We start from the raw sequence: 17,196 nt of genomic DNA, 5'->3' as shown, positions 1-17,196 counted from the left end.
AATACCTGCATTATCCGGGGGGCGTTGCGTGTTCAGTTTTGCAGCCGTTGCTAAAGCTTATAAAGGCGCATGGGCGCGCCGCCGTGTTTTTGTGCCGATCTATGTCGCCGTAAGGCTGCTGCTGATCGCGGTGATCGCGCCGGGCGTTGCGCTGTCGGTGAATCTCGCGGTGTCGCTCTCCAACCAGACGGCGCTGACCGATCAGGACATTGCGGCTTTCATCCTGTCACCTGCGGGGTTTGTCGCTGCAATAGTTGTGCTCAGCCTGTTTCTATTGGCCGAGGTGTTTGTGTTTTCTGTCATGGCGGGGTCTCTGCGGATGGGAGAGAGCGATCCGTGGCGCGCGGGCAGTGCGGCCATCGGGTTGATCCTGTCGCGCCTGCCCGCGCTTTTTGGGTTCGCGGTGCGCTTTGTCCTGCGCGTTCTGCTGCTGATCCTGCCCTTTGCGGTGGTGTCCGCAGTGATCGCGTGGTGGACGCTGACCGAGTATGACATCAATTACTATCTGACGTTCCACCCGCCGTCCTTCTGGGTCGCGGTGGCGCTGATCGGGGCACTGGGCCTGGTCATGGCCTGGGTGCTGATCCGTCGGCTGTCGGCCTGGGCACTGTCGCTGCATCTGGTGCTGTTCGAAGGCGTGCATCCGGCCCATGCGTTCAATGTCAGCGCCAGCCGGATGGAGGGCAACCGCGCGCGTCTCAAGATCCAGCTGGCGTTTTGGCTGGGCCTGCGTCTGGTTATCGCGGCCGCGATCGGCTGGGTGGCCGGGATTTTGTTTGCGCTTGTGCCCCTTCAGGGGGCTGAACATCTGCGGCTGGCGCTGATCTACAGCCTGCTGGTCGCGGGCCTCTGGTCTCTGGCAGGTCTGGTGCTGGCGGCCACGGCGCTGGGGGCGCTGGCCGTGTTGCTGGACGGGTTTTTCGTGATCCGCACCTCCGACCCGCCACATCCCGAACCGGGCGGTCTGCGCATACCTCTGTTCACCGCGGTCACGCTTGCTGTGGCCGTCGTGCTTGCGGGGCTGTGGTTCGGGCAGCATCTGCTGGAGCGGGTGCAGGCCCCGGACCGGGCCGAGGTGATCGGTCACCGTGGCGCGGCGGCCTTGCGGCCGGAAAATACCATGGCCTCGGTGCTCAAGGCGATTGAGGACGGCGCGGACTGGGTCGAGATCGACGTGCAGGAAACCGCGGATGACGTTGTGATCGTCGCCCATGACAGCGATTTCATGAAACTGGCAGGTGTCGATCTGAAAGTCTGGGATGCCACGATGGCGGACGTGGCCGAGATCGATATCGGCGGCTGGTTCGCGCCCGAATATGCCGATGAACGCACACCGACGCTGCGCGATGTGCTTGAGGCCGCGAAGGGCAGGGCCAGGGTCATCATCGAACTGAAATATTACGGCCATGACGTCGATCTGGAAAACCGGGTCGCAGCGATTGTCGAAGAGATGGCGATGCAGGACGATATCGCCACCATGTCGCTGAAATACCCCGCGGTGCAGAAGATGAAGGCATTGCGCCCCGATTGGCGGGCCGGAGTGCTGGCGGCGACGGCCGTGGGCGATCTGTCGGGGCTTGAGGGCGATTTCGTCGCCGTCAACGCAGCCATGGCGACGCCGGGTCTGGTGCGTTCGGTGCAGGCGGCGGGCAAGGATTTCTATGTCTGGACGGTGAATGACCCGCTGCAGATGTCGGCGATGGCCTCGATGGGGGTCGACGGGTTGATCACCGACCGACCGGCGATGGCGAACGAAGTGCTGCGCGTGCGCGCGGAAATGGGCCCGGCGGAACGGTTACTGTTGTGGCTGGCGACCACCTTCGGGATGTCCGTCGACACTGAGGCTATGCGCGATGAAAGCCCGTAATCTGGCGGTTGTCCTTGTGCTGACGGCATTCCCGGCCATGGCGCAGGATTTCATGCGCAATATCGAAATGCCGGCCCATCGCGCATTGATCGCGCAAAAGGGCGAGGCCGCGCTGACCCCGTTCGAAACAGACGGATGTTCCGGCGGGCTGTCGGCCAGCTGGCGCTTTGTGGCGGACAATTTCCCGAAATTCCGCGCGCTCTATGACGCACACCCACCCTGGGAATATTGCTGCGTGACCCACGACCGCGCCTACCATGACGCGGGCGGTGCATCGCGCGCCGACGACAGCTATGACGCGCGCCTGTCCGCGGACGAAGCCCTGCGCGCCTGCGTCAGACAACATGGTGACGATCATGCCGAAGAAGATGCCGATCGCTATGACATGACACCCGATCAGATTCGAACGGCCCACTCTGTCACTGCCGAGGCCATGTTCGCCGCCGTGCGCCTGGGTGGCGGCCCCTGTTCCGGCCTGCCCTGGCGCTGGGGGTTCGGTTATCCGGGATGCTCGGTGTTTCAGACAACGCCCCCTGCGCGCGAATGACGTGGTGACAGGCCCCCTATTTTCGATTATCCAACATCTCAAACACGCGAATTGGGAATCTTTGCAACATGGCTGAACATAAGCACGGCGACATGGACATCACCGTTCAAACCAAAACCTTCGAAGGGTTCATCAAGGCCACCACCTGGTGTGTGGTCGCCATCGCCTTTCTTTGCCTGTTTCTGGCGGTCTTTGCCTCTTAATCCATAATCGGGGTCGGCCGTGATCAGGATTCTGTTTGCCTGCCTGCTGGCAGCGCTTGTCGCAGGCTGCACCGGATCGCAGCGACCTCAGGCGGATCAGGCCGAAATCGTGGCCCGGTCCTATCGGGACCCCGGCCCATCCACCCTGACACTTTACACAATGATCAGCACCCGGACCGGTTCGGGTGCTCACACGTCGCTGATGATCAGCGGCAGTGAACGGGTGATATTCGACCCTGCGGGTTCGTTCCGTGCCGATGTGGTGCCGATCAGGGATGATGTGCTGTATGGGATCACGCCCAATGTTGAACGCGCCTATCGCAGCAGCCACGCGCGCGAGACGCATTATGCGCGCATTCAGACAATAGAAGTCTCTCCCCAACAGGCCGAGATCGCCCTGCAACTGGCCAAGCAGATGGGCCCTGTGCCCGGGGCGTATTGCGCCAATTCGACTGCACGGCTGTTGCAGCAGGTGCCGGGATTCGAGGGCATTACCACCACCTTTTACCCCGTCAAACTGTCCGAGCAATTCGGTCAGATTCCGGGGGTTGCGACCTCTGAGTACCGCGAGAACGACGATGCCGACCTGCAAAAGGGGCTGGCGACGAACAATGCCCGGCTGAACCAGCTGGATGCGGGCCTAACCCAATAGATACAGCAGACCGTACAGGGTCGCGGCACCCGTGAAGATGGCGGCGATTACGTTCCTGGTGATAACCCCGACCGACAGGGCAACCGCCGCTGCGGCCATACGCGGCACGTCGGGCTGACCTTCGGTCGCGGTCGGCCACACCACCAGCGGCGCGATAAGAGCCGGAATGATGGCCACAGCGGTATACCGCAGATGCCGCAGCAGCCAGGGCGGCATCGGCCGGTCCCCGACAAGACCGATGAAGGTGAACCGCAGGGCAAAGCTGCCGATGGCGAGGCCGACGATGACGATCCACATGGTTGTCGGGTCGATCTGGGTCATGTCTTTCTCCGCTCCAGCATCAGCTCGGCCTGCGCCCCGGCCACCATCCCCGCCGCTCCGGCGATCAGCAGCCCCAGATTGAACGGCACCGCCACGGTCAGCAGGGCGACAACGATTGCGACAAAGGCCGCGATCACATGCGCCAGCGTGCGCATCATCGGGCCGATCATGGCCAGAAAGGTAATCGGCAGCGCAAAGTCCAGCGCCCAGCTTTCGGGGATCTGCGCCCCCAGCACCGCCCCCAGATAGGTTGCCAGAATCCAAAGCGGCGTGATCGGTGTGACCGAGCCGAAGAAATAAGACATGCGCTGCGGCACGGTCATCTTCGGCTCTTTTTCGAACTGGACGATCCCGCAAGCATAAGATTGATCAACCGTCAGATAAGCCGCACAGGCTCTTTGCCATATCGGTGCGGCGCCCAGATAAGGCGTCAGCGAGGCCGAATACATCGCCACCCGCAGGTTTACCGCCAGCGCCGAGGCCAGCACGATCGCCGTGGGGGTGTTGTCCTGCAACAGTTGCAGCGCGGTGAACTGCGCCGCCCCCGCAAAGACGGTTGCGGAAAAAGCAATGGTCTGGACGATGTCCAGCCCCGCCTCGGTCGCGAAAACGCCAAAGAGCGTGCCGAAAGGGATCGCCACGAAGATGAACGGGGTTCCGTCCCGAAAACCCTTCCAGAAGTATGACTTGGATGTGGTGTCTGCCATGGCTAGATCCTATGGTGTCGGCAGCAGCAGTAGCGGTCTTGGGAAAGGGTTGCAATTGGCCACGAAACCGGACGTATCGGATTACATCATCGCCCCGGATCCCGGCGCGGCGCGGCTGACCCGCGCGGTCGAGGGCGTGGATCAGAACGGTGAAGTCAGCCGGATCTCGGTGGTCGAGGAGCGGCCGCTTACGATTTTCCTGAACGCTCAGGAAATCGTGACCGCGATGACAATCGGCGACTATCCCGAATATCTGGCGCTGGGCTTTCTGCGCAATCAGGGCATGCTGCGCGACGACGACGCGATCACCGGGGTCGACTACGATGACGATCTGGAAACCGTGGTGGTGCGCACTGCGCGCGAGACGTCTTATGAGGACAAGTTGAAGAAAAAGACACGCACCAGCGGCTGCGCCGTGGGCACCGTGTTCGGCGACATGATGGAGGGGCTGGAGGGCGTGCGCCTGCCACAGGTCGCGGTCCGTACCTCATGGCTTTATGACCTTGCGGCCAGGATCAACCGCACCCCGTCGCTCTATCTTGAAGCCGGGGCGATCCATGGCACTGTTCTGTGTCACCAAAATCGCCCGCTGGTCTATATGGAGGATGTGGGCCGCCACAACGCAGTCGACAAGATCGCGGGCTGGATGCTGTCCGAGCGGGTCGGGGCCGGGGACAAAATCCTCTACACCACCGGCCGGCTGACATCCGAGATGGTGATCAAGACGGCGATGATGGGCATCCCGGTGCTGGCGTCACGCTCGGGCTTTACCGCCTGGGGCGTCGAGATCGCGCGCGAGGTCGGCCTGACGCTGATCGGCCGGATGCGCGGGCAGCGCTTCGTGTGCCTCTCGGGCGAGGACCGGCTGGTGCGGGATGCGGACCCGGCGAAGGTGCCGGTTGAAGACAAGAAACATCGCAGGAAGAGTGCGGGATGATTTTGGAAACCCTCAAAATCTTTGGGCTATTCGTATTGGCTGCCGCTATTCTGCCGCTTTGTTTTTTAGCGCTTCGAGACTTCGCACGCAGCAAACGGGGCGTCATTGACGGGATGGCGCAACTGGATGCTGCAACGCTCCGTCAACTGGGCTGGATGCCGAAGGGCTATATAGCTCTATTTGATTTGCGTGGTCCCGTTCGGTCGGGTTGGCAGGCTTGGAGACTGATGTCGCAACAGCAAAACGCTGCGCTTCACCGGGTCCTGTTGCATGGCTTGCCGAAACCCGTCGAGATACCCGACGAAACCAGAAAGTCGGCTCTCAGGTACCGGTGCTATTTATCGGCATTCACTCTGTTTGCGGTGGCTTGTCTTGTACCATTCCTCATCGGTTTAAGCCGCTCGATTGCAGAGTTTACAGGGATTCCGACAGCCATTTGGGGCGTTCTGTTCTGCTTCGGTATCGGTTCCTTGATCATTTTGCCGGCAGAAAAATTCAGAAAATGGCCGGAAATCGAGGAACGCGCATGACCCGCCCTCTTGGCACGATCCTCGCCGGTGGTCTCGCCACCCGGATGGGCGGCGGTGACAAGGGGCTGATGCAGATTGGTGAGCGGAGCTTGCTATCCCGTGTGATCGACCGTCTCACCCCGCAGGTCGATGGGCTGGCGCTGAACGCCAATGGCGACCCAAAGCGGTTCGCCGACCTGAACCTGCCCATCTTACCTGACACCATAGAAGGATATGCCGGGCCTCTGGCAGGTGTTCTGGCCGGGCTCGACTGGGCGGCGGAACAGGGGGCCGATGCGATTGTCACTGCCGCTGCGGACACGCCGTTCTTTCCTCGTGATCTGGTCACGCGTCTGGTTGACGCCGCCGAAGGGCAGACCCATCCACTGGTGCTGGCCACCACTCCGCGCACGGGGGCGGAGTTGAAATCGGGCGGTAAGGTCAACCGGCACCCGACCTTCGGCCTCTGGCCCGTCGCGCTGCGCGACGATCTGCGGGATGCACTGAACGGTGGGCTGCGCAAGGTGGTGCTCTGGACCGACAGGCACGGAGGGCGCGAGGCGCTGTTTCCGGCGGAACCGTTCGACCCGTTCTTCAACGTCAACACGCCCGACGATCTGGCGCGGGCGCAGAAACTGCTGGAGCAGGCATGAGGGTCTACGGCGTCACCGGCTGGAAGAACGCGGGCAAGACCGGTCTGGTCGAACGGCTGGTGACCGAGATCGCCGGGCGCGGGTTCACTGTCTCGACCGTCAAACATGCCCATCACGGGGGCGATGTCGACCAGCCGGGTACCGACAGCTATCGCCACCGGATGGCTGGCGCGTCCGAGGTGCTGCTGGCCTCGGGCCAGCGCGTGGCCCTGATGCAGGAGTTGCGCGGCGCGCCCGAGCCGTCGCTTGCGCAGTTGTTGTCGCGTCTCTCCCCCGTTGATCTGGTTTTGGTCGAGGGGTTCAAACGCGCAGACCACCCCAAGATCGAGGCATTTCGCGCCGCGGCCGGAAACCCTTTGATCGCGTCGGACAACGAAACGGTCCGCGCAGTGGCCAGCGACACGCCGATGGATCTGAACGTTCCGGTCTTCGATCTGGACGACACCGCCTCCATCGCGGACTTCATTCTGCAGGAGGTCGGATTATGAGCAAACCGGACATCGCGCCGCCGCCCCTGCGCAACGATTGTTTTGCCCTGCCCGCCGGGGTGAACTGGACGCCTGTGGATGACGCGCTGGCGCTGATGCGGAACCGTCTGGCGGTGGTTGCACCCGTTGAAACCGCCGCGGTGATGCAGGCCGCGGACCGAATACTTGCCAAGGATATCCTCGCGCTGCGATCCTATCCGCCGCAGGCGAATACGGCGGTGGATGGGTACGGGTTCGCCGGACAGGCCCCGGAGGGTGCACAGGTGATGCCCTTGCATGAGGGGCGGGCGGCGGCAGGGATCCCGTTCGACGGTGTGGTGCCTGCCGGGTATGCCCTGCGCGTTCTGACCGGCGCTGCGCTGCCAACCGGCGTCGACACGGTCATACTGGAAGAGGACGTGACCAAGCGGGATGGGCATATCGCCTTTCACGGCCCGCTGAAACAGGGGGCCAACACTCGCCGCGCGGGCGAGGATGTGGCCGAGGGCGATCTGGTTCTGCCCGCCGGGCGCAGGCTGACACCGGCAGATCTTGCCCTGCTTTCGGCGACAGGGATCGCCGAAGTCCCGGTGCGCAAGGTGCTGCGTGTTGCCGTGTTGTCGACAGGGGACGAACTGGTCGAACCCGGGAACCCCGCGGGGCCGGGGCAGATTTATGACGCCAACCGCCCGATGCTGTTGTCGCTGGTACGCCGAATGGGTTTCCAGCCGGTGGATATGGGCCGCGTGGGCGATGACCGCGAAGACCTGCGTGACCGGTTGAACCGTGCGGCGGAAAAGGCGGATGTGATCCTGACCAGTGGCGGCGCTTCGGCCGGGGACGAGGACCATGTTTCGGCATTGTTGCGGCAGGCCGGCGCGATGCAGGAATGGCGGATTGCCCTGAAACCCGGGCGGCCGCTGGCGCTGGGCCTGTGGGATGGTAAGCCGGTCTTCGGTCTGCCCGGAAATCCAGTGGCGGCGCTGGTGTGCACGCTGATCTTTGGCCGTCCCGCGCTGGGCCTGCTGGCCGGGGAGGGATGGCAGACACCGCAGGGCTTCGACCTGCCTGCCGCGTTTGAAAAACGCAAGAAACCCGGTCGCCGCGAATATCTGCGCGCCCGTATCCGCGATGGCAGGGCCGAGGTGTTTGCCTCGGAAGGGTCGGGCCGGATCAGCGGCCTCAGCTGGGCCGAAGGACTGGTTGAGATCGAGGACGGCGCCCGCCATATAAGGCCGGGCGACATGGTCCGGTTCCTGCCCTATGGCAGTTTCGGGATTTAGTCGAAAGTCCCGGCCACGCGACCCAGCAGCATGAATGCCCGCGCTGTGCGGGTATCGCCCAATGCGGTCAGGTCGGCGTCGCTGGCCCCGGATTCAAACTCGACAATCATGTGATCGAAGCGGCGCAGGAAGTGATGCGCGGCGTCGCGGAAGATCGGGTCCTGCTTCATCCTGGCCGCGGTCAATGCCAGGGACGAGCGATCCCGGATTCCGCCAAGCGCCGCGACCGCACGGCCCCGCGCGCCCTGCGCGAATTGCCGCCAGATCTCGGGGCGGGCCATGTCCGGGCGCAGGTCATCCATATAGATGCCTTCCTGGCTGAGCAGAGTCAGAACATCCTGCGAGGCCTGAACCAGCTGCGCGGTCTTGCGGTCTTTCAGGGCCAGGCGCAGGGCGTCGAACCCCGCGGCGTCATCCTGCGTTTCGGGAAAGTTCAGCGCGCGGATGAAGACATCGGTACTCAGCGGCGGGGCGATGTCTTCGGCCGGGGTGCCCAGTTCCAGCAGAGTCTGGTCGCCGGTTCCCTTCTGCGCCGCGTTGCGGGCGGGTTCGGTGCGCTTCGTGGAAAATGTGGCCAGCGCGTTTTCGGTCTTTTTCGCGGCTTGGGCGATTTCGTCCAGCTTCTTGCTGACGGCCGGTTCTGAGGCGCTGGCCGCGCGTTGCTGCTGGATAACATAGGCCTGCCGGATTGCGTCGATCGCGGTCTGCAGACGTTCGCTTTCTTCGCGCATGATCCGGCTGGCGCGCATGGCCGTGGCGGCAACCCAGATCATCGCCACCGGCATGAAGACCGCCAGCAGCGTGACGATGAACCCGCCGCCGTCAACATTATCCGGCAGGACCAGAAAGACGACCGATACCACCAGCCAGATCAGGCTGAGCGCAACCGCGGCGATCTCAATCCCGGTCACCGACGGCCGCGCAGGCTTGTCGTAAATGCCCAGCGAAGTCGGTCGCTCGGTTTCCGGCTCTGGCGTAGGCTCGGACATGGGAAACGCTCCGGTCAGGCGTATTCGATGCTCAGGACTTCATAGGACCGCACGCCGCCGGGGGTGCGCACCTCGACACTGTCGCCTTCGTCCTTGCCGATCAGGGCGCGGGCGATGGGCGATTTGATGTTGAGCAGGCCATTTTCGATATTGGCCTCATACTCCCCGACGATCTGCCAGGTCTTTTCCTCATCAGTGTCTTCATCGACCAGCGTGACCCTGGCGCCGAACTTGATCGCGCCGGACAGTTTGGCCGGGTCGATCACGTCGGCCAGCGACAGGATACCTTCCAGTTCCTTGATGCGGCCCTCGATAAAACCCTGCTTTTCGCGCGCCGAGTGGTATTCGGCGTTTTCCTTCAGGTCGCCCAGTTCCCGCGCCGAAGCAATGGCTTCGATGATGGCCGGGCGTTCAACGGATTTCAGGTTCTTCAGCTCTGCCTCAAGCGAGGCATTGCCCGCAGGCGTCATTGGAATCTTTTCCATATTCTTGTCGTCCACGCATAAATTGATGCGCCCCGCCGCATGGGACAGCGTCGGGGCGATTGATGGGTTGGCAAATACCTGACCCAAATGAGGCGTGAATTGCAAGAGGGCTTGGCCGCGCGACGCGCGGATTACGGCCTAGTCGTAACTGATCACTTCAAACTCGATGCCATTGTCATCGTCAAAGTAGAACCGCTTGCCCGGTTCGTAATCCGCGTGCGATTTGGGAGTGAACCCGGCCTTGATCACTTTCTCTTCGGTGGCGTCTATGTCTTCGACCAGAACGCCCACATGGTTCAGCCCGCCGACGATGTCATAACTGCTTTCACCGGACGGCTTCGGGTTGCTTGGGGCGTACAGCGCCAGATAGGTATGCGCGCTGCCCACATGCACCGTGTACCCCCCGGCGATGGCCGGACCTTCCCAGCGGGTTTTCCAGCCAAAGACCTTTTGCATCCAGGCCGCCGACGCCTTGGGGTCGCGGACCGTGAAATTGGTGTGTTCAAGTGTTGCCATCATGGGATCTCCTTTTCTGATTTGAGGCTTGTCCCGACTCACCGTAATTTCTAAACCTAACTTTAGGTCAAGAGATTTTTTACGAGGTGAACATGGCGGTATCCGAGGGGCTGGCAATTGGTGCTCTGGCGCGGCGCACCGGGCTGGCAGTGTCAGCCATCCGGTATTATGAGGCGCAGGGTTTGATCGCGCCCTGGCGCAATGCTGGCGGGCAGCGGCGGTATCAGCGCGCGGATATCCGGCGTCTGAGCTTCATCATGATCGCCCAGCAATTCGGTCTGTCCCTGCCGGAAATCCGCGATGTCCTTTCGGGACTGCCGGGAAACCGGACCCCAACGCCGCAGGACTGGCGGAACATCAGCGTCGGGTTGCGGGCGCATCTGGATCAGCGAATCGAAACCCTGACACGGTTGCGCGACAATCTGGACGGCTGCATCGGCTGCGGTTGCCTGAGCCTGCCGAAATGCGCGCTATACAACCCCGACGACCGGGCTAAATCCAAGGGAAGCGGTCCCAGATACCTGATGGGCGACGCTCCGGACAGCTGATTTGCCGCATTGCGGCGTAGTTACGCCGTGTTTCGATTGACCAAGGTCTTTGTGACCATGTAATCAGCCGTGAAACAATATTGCGCCGACCGCATGAAGAAAGCGCCAATTCGGAAAGTTAGCTAAGGAGCCCGCGATGGCCGAGATTGAACGCGAAGCGATGGAATATGACGTGGTGATCGTGGGCGCAGGCCCCGCGGGCCTGTCAGCGGCCATCCGTCTGAAACAGCTGGATGCCGACCTGAACGTCGTTGTTCTGGAAAAGGGCTCGGAAGTGGGTGCGCATATCCTGTCTGGCGCGGTGCTGGATCCTTGCGGGCTGGACGCGCTGATCCCGGACTGGAAGGAAAAGGGCGCGCCTCTGAACACGCCGGTCAACGAAGACAACTTCTTTATGCTGGGTGAGGCCGGTAAAATCCGCATCCCCAACTTCCCGATGCCGCCGCTGATGAACAACCACGGCAATTACATCGTCTCGATGGGCAATGTCTGCCGCTGGATGGCAGAACAGGCCGAAGAACTGGGCGTGGAAATCTTCCCCGGCATGGCATGTTCGGAACTGGTCTATGGCGACAATGGCGAGGTCAAGGGCGTGGTTGCCGGTGTCTTTGGCCTGGAACCGGATGGTTCCTACGGTCCGCAGACCGAACCGGGGATGGAACTGCACGGCAAATACGTCTTCCTGTCGGAAGGCGTGCGCGGCTCGCTGTCCAAGGAAGTGATCGCCAAATACGACCTGTCCGCCGGCAAAGAGCCGCAGAAATACGGCGTCGGCATGAAAGAGATCTGGGAGATCGACCCGGCCAAGCACAAGGAAGGCAGTGTCACCCACACGATGGGCTGGCCGCTGGGCAGCAACGCGGGTGGCGGGTCCTTCATCTATCACCTTGAAAACAATCAGGTCTATGTCGGTTTCGTGGTTCACCTGAACTACAAGAACCCGCACCTGTATCCCTACATGGAATTCCAGCGCTTCAAGCATCACCCGATGGTGGCCGATCTGCTGAAAGGCGGCAAGCGCGTCGCTTACGGCGCGCGTGCGATCACCGAGGGTGGTCTTCAGTCGATGCCCAAGCTTGTCGCGCCCGGCGTGGCGTTGCTGGGCTGCTCGGCGGGCATGGTCAACGTGCCGCGCATCAAGGGCAACCACAACGCCATGCTGTCAGGCAAAGCCGCGGCTGAGGCCGCCTGTGACGCCATCAAGGCCGACCGTTCGGGCGACGAGCTGACCACCTATGAGACCGATGTGCGCGAAGGCGCAATTGGCGACGACCTGAAAAAGGTGCGCAACGTCAAGCCGCTGTGGTCGAAATACGGCCTGACCGCCAGCCTCGTGCTGGGCGGCATGGACATGTGGACCAACACGCTGGGTTTCTCGCTGCTGGGCACCATGGGCCACGGCAAGAACGATGCCGAAGCGACGGAAGACGCCAGCAAGCACAAGCCTATCGACTATCCCAAACCCGATGGCACGCTGTCCTTCGATCGCCTGACCAACGTGTCCTTTGCGATGACCAATCACGAAGAAAGCCAGCCCTGCCATCTGAAGCTGGCCGATCCGGATATCCCGGTCAAAGTGAACCTGCCGAAGTTCGATGAACCGGCGCAGCGCTATTGCCCGGCCGGTGTGTACGAAATGGTTGAAGATGAAGACGGTCCACGATTCGTGATCAACTTCCAGAACTGCGTCCACTGCAAGACCTGCGACATCAAGGATCCCAGCCAGAATATCACCTGGACCACGCCGCAGGGCGGGGATGGGCCGAACTATCCCAACATGTAAGCAAAAACACGGGCACTGGCAGGGTCGTGAAGGCTCTGCCATTGCCTCTTTCTGCCCGAAGCCCTAGCTTGTTCTGCAGTCAACAATAGCAGGGCAGTTTTCTGGTGGCTTCTCTTGTTCGTCGCGCGGCATTGGCTGTGCTGTTCACATCGTCTGTTGCGCTTCCGCTTCATGCGGATACCGGGTCCGGTGCCTACCTGGCCGGACGTCAGGCAATTTACCAGAACGACTATCGCGCGGCCGAAGGATATTATGCGCAGGCGTTGCGCGCCGATCCCGAAAACAACAAGCTGCTGGAAAGCGTCGTTGTTGCCCGGCTGTCGCTGGGGGATGTGCAGCGGGCCTTGCCGGTGGCGCAGGCCATCGAGGAACTGGGCCTGCCGAGTCAGGCCGCGAAAATGGTGATCGCCGCCAATCTGATCGCAGAAGGCAAGCTGGATGACCTGCTTGCCCGCGACCCGGAATCGCAGGGCGTCGGGCCGCTGGTCGATGGGCTGATGCTGGCATGGGCGCATATGGGTCAGGGTGCCATGACCAGCGCGATGGAACAGTTCGACGATGTTGCCACGCAGGAAGGGTTGCGGGAATTCTCGCTTTACCACAAGGCGCTGGCCTTGGCGTCTGTTGGAGATTTCGAAGGTGCCGAGGCGATCTTTGCCGCCAATGACGACGCCGTAGCCCGGTTTTCCCGCCGCGCGGCCTTGGCCCGGACCGAGGTTCTGTCGCAACTGGACCGAAACGACGATGCGCTGCAATTTCTGGAAAACGTATTTGCCGCAGGCAGCGATCCGACGATTGAGGGCTATGTTGCCCGACTGACCGCTGGTGAAACCCTGCCCTTTACCCATGTCGGGTCCGCGCAGGATGGTATGGCCGAAGTGTTCTTTTCCGTTGGCGCAGCGCTGAGCAGCGAAGCGGCACAGAGTTACGTTCTGCTTTACGCCCGTATCGCGGCGTTCCTGCGTCCGGACCACGTCGATGCGATCCTGCTGAGCGCCGAGTTGCTGGAAGAGCTGGAGCAGTATGATCTGGCGGTTGAGGCTTATCGCAAAGTACCGGCCACCAGCAGCGATTATCACGCCGCTGAACTGGGCCGTGCCGAGGTCCTGAGCCGGTCGGGCAAAAAGGACGCCGCGGCAGAGGTCTTGCAGACGCTGGCCAGTCAGAACCCGGACCTGCCCAGCGTCCATGTCGCATTGGCTGATCTGCAGCGCCAGGAAGAGGATTATTCGGACGCCGTCCTTTCGTATGACAGGGCGATCGAGTTGAACGAGCGCAGTTCGTCTGGGAACTGGTTCCTGCATTATGCGCGCGGCATCTCGCACGAACGGCTCAAGAACTGGGAACAGGCCGAGGCTGATTTCCGCCGCGCGCTGGAACTGAACCCCGATCAGCCGCAGGTGCTGAACTATCTGGGCTATTCGCTGGTCGAACGGCGCGAAAAGCTGGACGAAGCGCTGGACATGATCGAACGCGCCGTCGCGGCCCGTCCTGACAGCGGCTATATCGTGGACAGCCTGGGGTGGGTGCTGTTCCGTCTGGGCCGGTATGACGAGGCGGTCGCTCATATGGAGCGCGCTGTCGAGCTGATGCCGGTCGATCCGGTGGTCAACGACCATCTGGGCGATGTCTACTGGGCTGTGGGCCGGGCGCGCGAAGCGGAGTTCCAGTGGAAACGCGCCCTGTCGTTCATCGACCCCGAAGATACTGACGGCGAGGCAGATCCCGACCGCATCCGCCGCAAGCTGGAGATCGGGCTGGACGCGGTTCTGGCGGAAGAAGGGGCCGAACCCCTGAAGGTTGCCAATGAAGGTTGAGGCCTTCGCGCCCGCCAAGATCAACCTGACACTGCATGTCACCGGTAGGCGGGCCGACGGGTATCACCTGCTGGATTCCCTTGTGGTATTTGCGGATGTCGGTGACCGGCTGGAATTCACGTCGGGCTCTGAACTGTCGATGACCGTTTCCGGTGAACATGCGGGGGGCGTTCCCGCAGACAACCGAAACCTCGTCTGGAAGGCCGCGGAGGCCGCCGGGTGGACCGGGCATATCAATCTGGACAAGGTGCTGCCTCATGGCGGCGGTATCGGCGGCGGGTCATCTGACGCCGCCGCGACGCTCCGCATGGTTGCGGATCAGGGGGCGGATGTTGTGCACGGCGCGGCGCTGTCTCTGGGCGCTGACGTGCCGGTTTGTATGGCGGCGAAAGCAACACGTATGCGCGGGATCGGCGAGCAATTGGAGCAGGTCAGCCTGCCGTCATTGCCGGCCTTGCTGGTCAATCCCGGTGTCGAAGTGCCCACAGGCGCGGTCTTTGCTGCCCTGAAGCGGTGCGATAACCCTCCGATGCCCACGCATCTTCCGGTGTTCGACACGCCCCTCGCGTGCGCCGAGTGGCTGAAGCAACAGCGCAACGATCTGGAACCGCCGACCAAAGGGCTCGCGCCAGAAGTCACGCGCGTACTGGATGAGTTGTCCGGGACCAAAGAGGTTCTGCTGGCCCGCATGTCGGGCTCAGGGTCGACCTGTTTCGCGCTTTACCCAACGATGAAGGCGGCCCATTTTGCGGCCTATGAGATCGGAGCGGCGCATCCCGGCTGGTGGTGCCGCGCGACGCAGCTCAATTGAGGCGAGAGACCACGTAATCTGCCAGATCGCGCAGCAGAGTGCGGATTTCATGATCGGGCAGCGCCTCAAGCGACGCCTTGGCTTTTGCAGCCCAGCCGAAGGCGTCCGACCGCGTGGCGTCAAAGGTTCCGTACCTGGTCATCAACTCTAGCGCGTGTTCCAGATCGCCGTCTTCCTGGCGGCCCCGGCCGATTGTACGCTCCCAGAACGCATGTTCTTCCGGTGTCGCCCGCGCCACCGCCTTGATCACCGGCAGGGTCAGTTTGCGTTCGCGGAAATCATCACCGATGTTCTTTCCGGTTGCCTTGCTGTCGCCCTGATAATCCAGCAGGTCATCGGCAATCTGGAACGCGATACCAAGGGCGTCGCCATAATCGAACAGGGCTTTGACCTGTTCCTCCGAGGCACCGGCGATCACGCCGCCGACTTCGGTGGCGGCCGAAAACAGGGCTGCGGTCTTGCCGCGCACGACCTGCAGGTAAATCGCCTCGTTGGTGCTCAGATCGGTGGCCGCTGTCATTTGCAGCACCTCACCTTCGGCAATCGTGGCCGAGGCATTGGCCAGAATATCCAGCACCCGCAGCGATTCGGTCTCGACCATCAACTGGAAGCTGCGCGAAAACAGGTAATCGCCCACCAGAACGCTGGATTTATTGTCCCACAGCAGGTTGGCCGTTGGCCGCCCGCGGCGCTGGGCGCTTTCATCCACCACATCGTCATGCAGCAGGGTTGCGGTATGGATAAACTCGACCGTCGCGGCCAGTCGCACATGATGGTCGCCCGGGTAATCAAACAGTCGCGCCGCCGCCAGCGTCAGCATCGGGCGCAGGCGTTTGCCGCCTGCTTCAACCAGATGCGCCGTTACTTCGGGAATGCGTGGCGCGTGGTCCGACGCCATGCGGGTGCGGATCAGCGTGTTGACCGCGTCCATTTCACCGGCCAGAAGCTCTGCCAGTCGTTCATGCGGTTTCGAGATTGTGCCGATTTCCATCACACCCCTGATACAAGGCTCGACTTCCGGCGCACCTTGCCCTTACATCCTTGCTCATGAAAGAACTTTTGCGCAGCACCGATCCGACGATCCTGGCCTTTGCAACCGCCCTTCTTGAAGGCGAGGATATAGACTGCTTTCAGATGGACGTAAATATGAGCATCCTCGAAGGCGGCATCGGAATCTTCCCGCGCAGGTTGATGGTGCGGACCGACGACCTGATCCGCGCGGAACGGGTGATGCGGGATAACGACATTCCGCTGGGCAGATGAATTCGTTTTCTGATAGCGACCTGACCTGCAACGATTTTCTTGGAGGTCGCGTGCGCCTGTTGCAACCGCGGTCAGGTTATCGCGCCGGGGTGGACCCGGTGTTGCTGGCGGCATCGGTACCGGCGACACGTGGTCACACCGTGCTGGAACTGGGCTGCGGGGCGGGGGCCGCGATCCTGTGCCTGATGGCGCGCGTTCCCGGATTGCGTGCGGCGGGGGTCGAATTGCAGGCGCCCTATGCCAATCTGGCGCGCCGAAATGCCGCCGCAAACGAGGCCCCGCTTGAGGTCATCGAGGCTGATCTTACCGCCCTGCCAGCCGATCTGAAGCAGCGGCAATTCGATCACGTCATCGCGAACCCCCCCTATTACCGCGCCGGCGCCCACAGCCCGGCCCGTGACAGGGGGCGCAGTGTCGCGCTGAGCGAACACACATCTTTGGACGCGTGGTTCGACACTGCGGCCAAACGTCTCGCGCCGCGCGGCTATCTGCATATGATCCAAAAAGCCGACCGTCTGCCCGACATGATTACGGCCTGTTCCGAACAGTTGGGATCGGTCGAGGTTCTGCCCCTTGCCGCCCGGGTCGGGCGCAAGGCCGAACTGGTGATTTTGCGCGCCAGAAAAGGCGGGCGGGCGGCGTTTCAGCTGCATGCACCGCTGATTTTGCACGCCGGAGATCGTCACGAAAAGGACGGTGAAAACTACACACAGCAGGTCTCGTCCGTATTGCGTGACGGGGCCGCGCTGTGCGGGTTTTTCAACCAATAGGCATTAACCAGCCGAAATTGTCGGATTTATGTCAGATTCTGTGCGTCTGCAGCGTGACAGGGTGGAAA

The 17,196-nt window shown here is 62.1% G+C and carries 21 protein-coding genes; 15 read left to right on the top strand and 6 right to left on the bottom strand.

Translation table 11 applies throughout. From position 1 onward, the window contains the following. The first annotated feature begins 28 nt into the window (after positions 1 to 28). The 4 genes from ACXAC3_RS01245 (at position 29) to ACXAC3_RS01230 (ending at position 3,269) form a co-directional block, all read left to right on the top strand. Positions 29 to 1,867 (top strand): glycerophosphodiester phosphodiesterase family protein, encoded by a 1,839-nt coding sequence (locus ACXAC3_RS01245; protein WP_475154759.1) that lies wholly within the window; start codon positions 29 to 31, stop codon positions 1,865 to 1,867. After that, on the top strand, positions 1,854 to 2,414 hold the full coding sequence (locus tag ACXAC3_RS01240; RefSeq protein WP_475154752.1) for a hypothetical protein: 561 nt from the start codon (positions 1,854 to 1,856) through the stop codon (positions 2,412 to 2,414). The genes ACXAC3_RS01245 and ACXAC3_RS01240 overlap by 14 nt, the downstream gene beginning before the upstream one ends. Before the next feature lie 68 nt (positions 2,415 to 2,482). Then, positions 2,483 to 2,617: an aa3-type cytochrome c oxidase subunit IV gene (locus ACXAC3_RS01235; RefSeq protein WP_475154746.1), complete on the top strand. Its 135-nt coding sequence runs from the start codon at positions 2,483 to 2,485 to the stop codon at positions 2,615 to 2,617. A gap of 19 nt (positions 2,618 to 2,636) precedes the next feature. Then, the gene (locus ACXAC3_RS01230) at positions 2,637 to 3,269 is read left to right on the top strand and encodes a hypothetical protein (RefSeq protein ID WP_475154742.1); all 633 of its coding nucleotides are present in this window, start codon (positions 2,637 to 2,639) and stop codon (positions 3,267 to 3,269) included. On the opposite strand, the gene ACXAC3_RS01225 is transcribed toward ACXAC3_RS01230, so the two are convergent. Continuing rightward, positions 3,258 to 3,590, bottom strand: coding sequence for an AzlD domain-containing protein (locus ACXAC3_RS01225; RefSeq protein WP_475154736.1), 333 nt, complete (start codon positions 3,588 to 3,590; stop codon positions 3,258 to 3,260). The genes ACXAC3_RS01230 and ACXAC3_RS01225 overlap by 12 nt on opposite strands. Then, entirely contained in the window at positions 3,587 to 4,297 is a 711-nt protein-coding gene (locus tag ACXAC3_RS01220) for an AzlC family ABC transporter permease (RefSeq protein WP_475154731.1), read from the bottom strand. Before ACXAC3_RS01220 ends, ACXAC3_RS01225 begins: the two co-directional genes overlap by 4 nt. Positions 4,298 to 4,346: 49 nt before the next feature. On the opposite strand from ACXAC3_RS01220, the gene ACXAC3_RS01215 reads away from it, so the two are divergent. Genes ACXAC3_RS01215 through ACXAC3_RS01195 form a run of 5 tightly spaced genes read left to right on the top strand, consistent with a single transcriptional unit; the run spans position 4,347 to position 8,146 of the window. Then, a complete protein-coding gene (locus ACXAC3_RS01215) occupies positions 4,347 to 5,234 on the top strand; it encodes a formate dehydrogenase accessory sulfurtransferase FdhD (RefSeq protein ID WP_475163315.1) in 888 nt (295 codons plus the stop codon). Next, positions 5,231 to 5,764: a hypothetical protein gene (locus tag ACXAC3_RS01210; protein ID WP_475154726.1), complete on the top strand. Its 534-nt coding sequence runs from the start codon at positions 5,231 to 5,233 to the stop codon at positions 5,762 to 5,764. The genes ACXAC3_RS01215 and ACXAC3_RS01210 overlap by 4 nt, the downstream gene beginning before the upstream one ends. Continuing rightward, positions 5,761 to 6,396 carry a molybdenum cofactor guanylyltransferase MobA gene (gene mobA, locus ACXAC3_RS01205; protein WP_475154722.1) on the top strand — a complete coding sequence of 212 codons (636 nt, stop codon included), beginning with the start codon at positions 5,761 to 5,763 and terminating at the stop codon, positions 6,394 to 6,396. Before ACXAC3_RS01210 ends, mobA begins: the two co-directional genes overlap by 4 nt. Further along, a complete protein-coding gene (mobB, locus tag ACXAC3_RS01200; protein ID WP_475154718.1) occupies positions 6,393 to 6,884 on the top strand; it encodes a molybdopterin-guanine dinucleotide biosynthesis protein B in 492 nt (163 codons plus the stop codon). The genes mobA and mobB overlap by 4 nt, the downstream gene beginning before the upstream one ends. After that, complete coding sequence (locus tag ACXAC3_RS01195; protein ID WP_475154712.1) at positions 6,881 to 8,146, top strand: molybdopterin-binding protein; 1,266 nt, start codon at positions 6,881 to 6,883, stop codon at positions 8,144 to 8,146. Before mobB ends, ACXAC3_RS01195 begins: the two co-directional genes overlap by 4 nt. Here the strand turns inward: ACXAC3_RS01195 and ACXAC3_RS01190 are convergent. The 3 genes from ACXAC3_RS01190 to ACXAC3_RS01180 all read right to left on the bottom strand — a co-directional run bounded on the left by ACXAC3_RS01190 (position 8,143) and on the right by ACXAC3_RS01180 (position 10,139). Further along, on the bottom strand, positions 8,143 to 9,135 hold the full coding sequence (locus ACXAC3_RS01190; RefSeq protein WP_475154710.1) for a hypothetical protein: 993 nt from the start codon (positions 9,133 to 9,135) through the stop codon (positions 8,143 to 8,145). The genes ACXAC3_RS01195 and ACXAC3_RS01190 overlap by 4 nt on opposite strands. A 14-nt stretch (positions 9,136 to 9,149) precedes the next feature. After that, positions 9,150 to 9,620, bottom strand: coding sequence for a transcription elongation factor GreA (greA, locus tag ACXAC3_RS01185; RefSeq protein ID WP_475154708.1), 471 nt, complete (start codon positions 9,618 to 9,620; stop codon positions 9,150 to 9,152). A gap of 138 nt (positions 9,621 to 9,758) precedes the next feature. Continuing rightward, entirely contained in the window at positions 9,759 to 10,139 is a 381-nt protein-coding gene (locus tag ACXAC3_RS01180) for a VOC family protein (RefSeq protein ID WP_475154702.1), read from the bottom strand. A gap of 89 nt (positions 10,140 to 10,228) precedes the next feature. On the opposite strand from ACXAC3_RS01180, the gene soxR reads away from it, so the two are divergent. The 4 genes from soxR (at position 10,229) to ACXAC3_RS01160 (ending at position 15,095) form a co-directional block, all read left to right on the top strand. Beyond that, positions 10,229 to 10,684, top strand: coding sequence for a redox-sensitive transcriptional activator SoxR (soxR, locus tag ACXAC3_RS01175; protein ID WP_475154699.1), 456 nt, complete (start codon positions 10,229 to 10,231; stop codon positions 10,682 to 10,684). Positions 10,685 to 10,820: 136 nt separating this feature from the next. Further along, positions 10,821 to 12,467 (top strand): electron transfer flavoprotein-ubiquinone oxidoreductase, encoded by a 1,647-nt coding sequence (locus ACXAC3_RS01170; RefSeq protein WP_475154696.1) that lies wholly within the window; start codon positions 10,821 to 10,823, stop codon positions 12,465 to 12,467. Positions 12,468 to 12,571: 104 nt separating this feature from the next. Then, positions 12,572 to 14,284 carry a tetratricopeptide repeat protein gene (locus ACXAC3_RS01165; RefSeq protein ID WP_475154694.1) on the top strand — a complete coding sequence of 571 codons (1,713 nt, stop codon included), beginning with the start codon at positions 12,572 to 12,574 and terminating at the stop codon, positions 14,282 to 14,284. Then, the gene (locus ACXAC3_RS01160; RefSeq protein ID WP_475154691.1) at positions 14,274 to 15,095 is read left to right on the top strand and encodes a 4-(cytidine 5'-diphospho)-2-C-methyl-D-erythritol kinase; all 822 of its coding nucleotides are present in this window, start codon (positions 14,274 to 14,276) and stop codon (positions 15,093 to 15,095) included. The genes ACXAC3_RS01165 and ACXAC3_RS01160 overlap by 11 nt, the downstream gene beginning before the upstream one ends. On the opposite strand, the gene ACXAC3_RS01155 is transcribed toward ACXAC3_RS01160, so the two are convergent. Next, the gene (locus ACXAC3_RS01155; protein ID WP_475154685.1) at positions 15,088 to 16,086 is read right to left on the bottom strand and encodes a polyprenyl synthetase family protein; all 999 of its coding nucleotides are present in this window, start codon (positions 16,084 to 16,086) and stop codon (positions 15,088 to 15,090) included. The genes ACXAC3_RS01160 and ACXAC3_RS01155 overlap by 8 nt on opposite strands. A 56-nt stretch (positions 16,087 to 16,142) precedes the next feature. Here ACXAC3_RS01155 and ACXAC3_RS01150 point away from each other — a divergent pair, with 56 nt between their 5' ends. After that, a complete protein-coding gene (locus tag ACXAC3_RS01150; RefSeq protein ID WP_475154682.1) occupies positions 16,143 to 16,358 on the top strand; it encodes a putative signal transducing protein in 216 nt (71 codons plus the stop codon). Continuing rightward, complete coding sequence (locus tag ACXAC3_RS01145; RefSeq protein WP_475154677.1) at positions 16,355 to 17,128, top strand: tRNA1(Val) (adenine(37)-N6)-methyltransferase; 774 nt, start codon at positions 16,355 to 16,357, stop codon at positions 17,126 to 17,128. The genes ACXAC3_RS01150 and ACXAC3_RS01145 overlap by 4 nt, the downstream gene beginning before the upstream one ends. Positions 17,129 to 17,196 lie beyond the last annotated feature (68 nt).

The sequence above is a fragment of the Ruegeria sp. ABV4_181 genome, from assembly GCF_056158465.1.
This window is presented reverse-complemented; position numbering and strand designations above follow the sequence as displayed.

What these genes read in the sequence shown, in the direction of transcription:
- ACXAC3_RS01240 (WP_475154752.1), top strand. Translation starts at nt 1,854, where the DNA reads ATGAAAGCCCGTAATCTGGCGGTTGTCCTTGTGCTGACGGCATTCCCG.
- ACXAC3_RS01235 (WP_475154746.1), top strand. Translation starts at nt 2,483, where the DNA reads ATGGCTGAACATAAGCACGGCGACATGGACATCACCGTTCAAACCAAA.
- ACXAC3_RS01225 (WP_475154736.1), bottom strand. Translation starts at nt 3,590, where the DNA reads ATGACCCAGATCGACCCGACAACCATGTGGATCGTCATCGTCGGCCTC.
- ACXAC3_RS01220 (WP_475154731.1), bottom strand. Translation starts at nt 4,297, where the DNA reads ATGGCAGACACCACATCCAAGTCATACTTCTGGAAGGGTTTTCGGGAC.
- ACXAC3_RS01210 (WP_475154726.1), top strand. Translation starts at nt 5,231, where the DNA reads ATGATTTTGGAAACCCTCAAAATCTTTGGGCTATTCGTATTGGCTGCC.
- mobA (WP_475154722.1), top strand. Translation starts at nt 5,761, where the DNA reads ATGACCCGCCCTCTTGGCACGATCCTCGCCGGTGGTCTCGCCACCCGG.
- mobB (WP_475154718.1), top strand. Translation starts at nt 6,393, where the DNA reads ATGAGGGTCTACGGCGTCACCGGCTGGAAGAACGCGGGCAAGACCGGT.
- ACXAC3_RS01195 (WP_475154712.1), top strand. Translation starts at nt 6,881, where the DNA reads ATGAGCAAACCGGACATCGCGCCGCCGCCCCTGCGCAACGATTGTTTT.
- ACXAC3_RS01190 (WP_475154710.1), bottom strand. Translation starts at nt 9,135, where the DNA reads ATGTCCGAGCCTACGCCAGAGCCGGAAACCGAGCGACCGACTTCGCTG.
- greA (WP_475154708.1), bottom strand. Translation starts at nt 9,620, where the DNA reads ATGGAAAAGATTCCAATGACGCCTGCGGGCAATGCCTCGCTTGAGGCA.
- ACXAC3_RS01180 (WP_475154702.1), bottom strand. Translation starts at nt 10,139, where the DNA reads ATGATGGCAACACTTGAACACACCAATTTCACGGTCCGCGACCCCAAG.
- soxR (WP_475154699.1), top strand. Translation starts at nt 10,229, where the DNA reads ATGGCGGTATCCGAGGGGCTGGCAATTGGTGCTCTGGCGCGGCGCACC.
- ACXAC3_RS01170 (WP_475154696.1), top strand. Translation starts at nt 10,821, where the DNA reads ATGGCCGAGATTGAACGCGAAGCGATGGAATATGACGTGGTGATCGTG.
- ACXAC3_RS01160 (WP_475154691.1), top strand. Translation starts at nt 14,274, where the DNA reads ATGAAGGTTGAGGCCTTCGCGCCCGCCAAGATCAACCTGACACTGCAT.
- ACXAC3_RS01155 (WP_475154685.1), bottom strand. Translation starts at nt 16,086, where the DNA reads ATGGAAATCGGCACAATCTCGAAACCGCATGAACGACTGGCAGAGCTT.
- ACXAC3_RS01150 (WP_475154682.1), top strand. Translation starts at nt 16,143, where the DNA reads ATGAAAGAACTTTTGCGCAGCACCGATCCGACGATCCTGGCCTTTGCA.
- ACXAC3_RS01145 (WP_475154677.1), top strand. Translation starts at nt 16,355, where the DNA reads ATGAATTCGTTTTCTGATAGCGACCTGACCTGCAACGATTTTCTTGGA.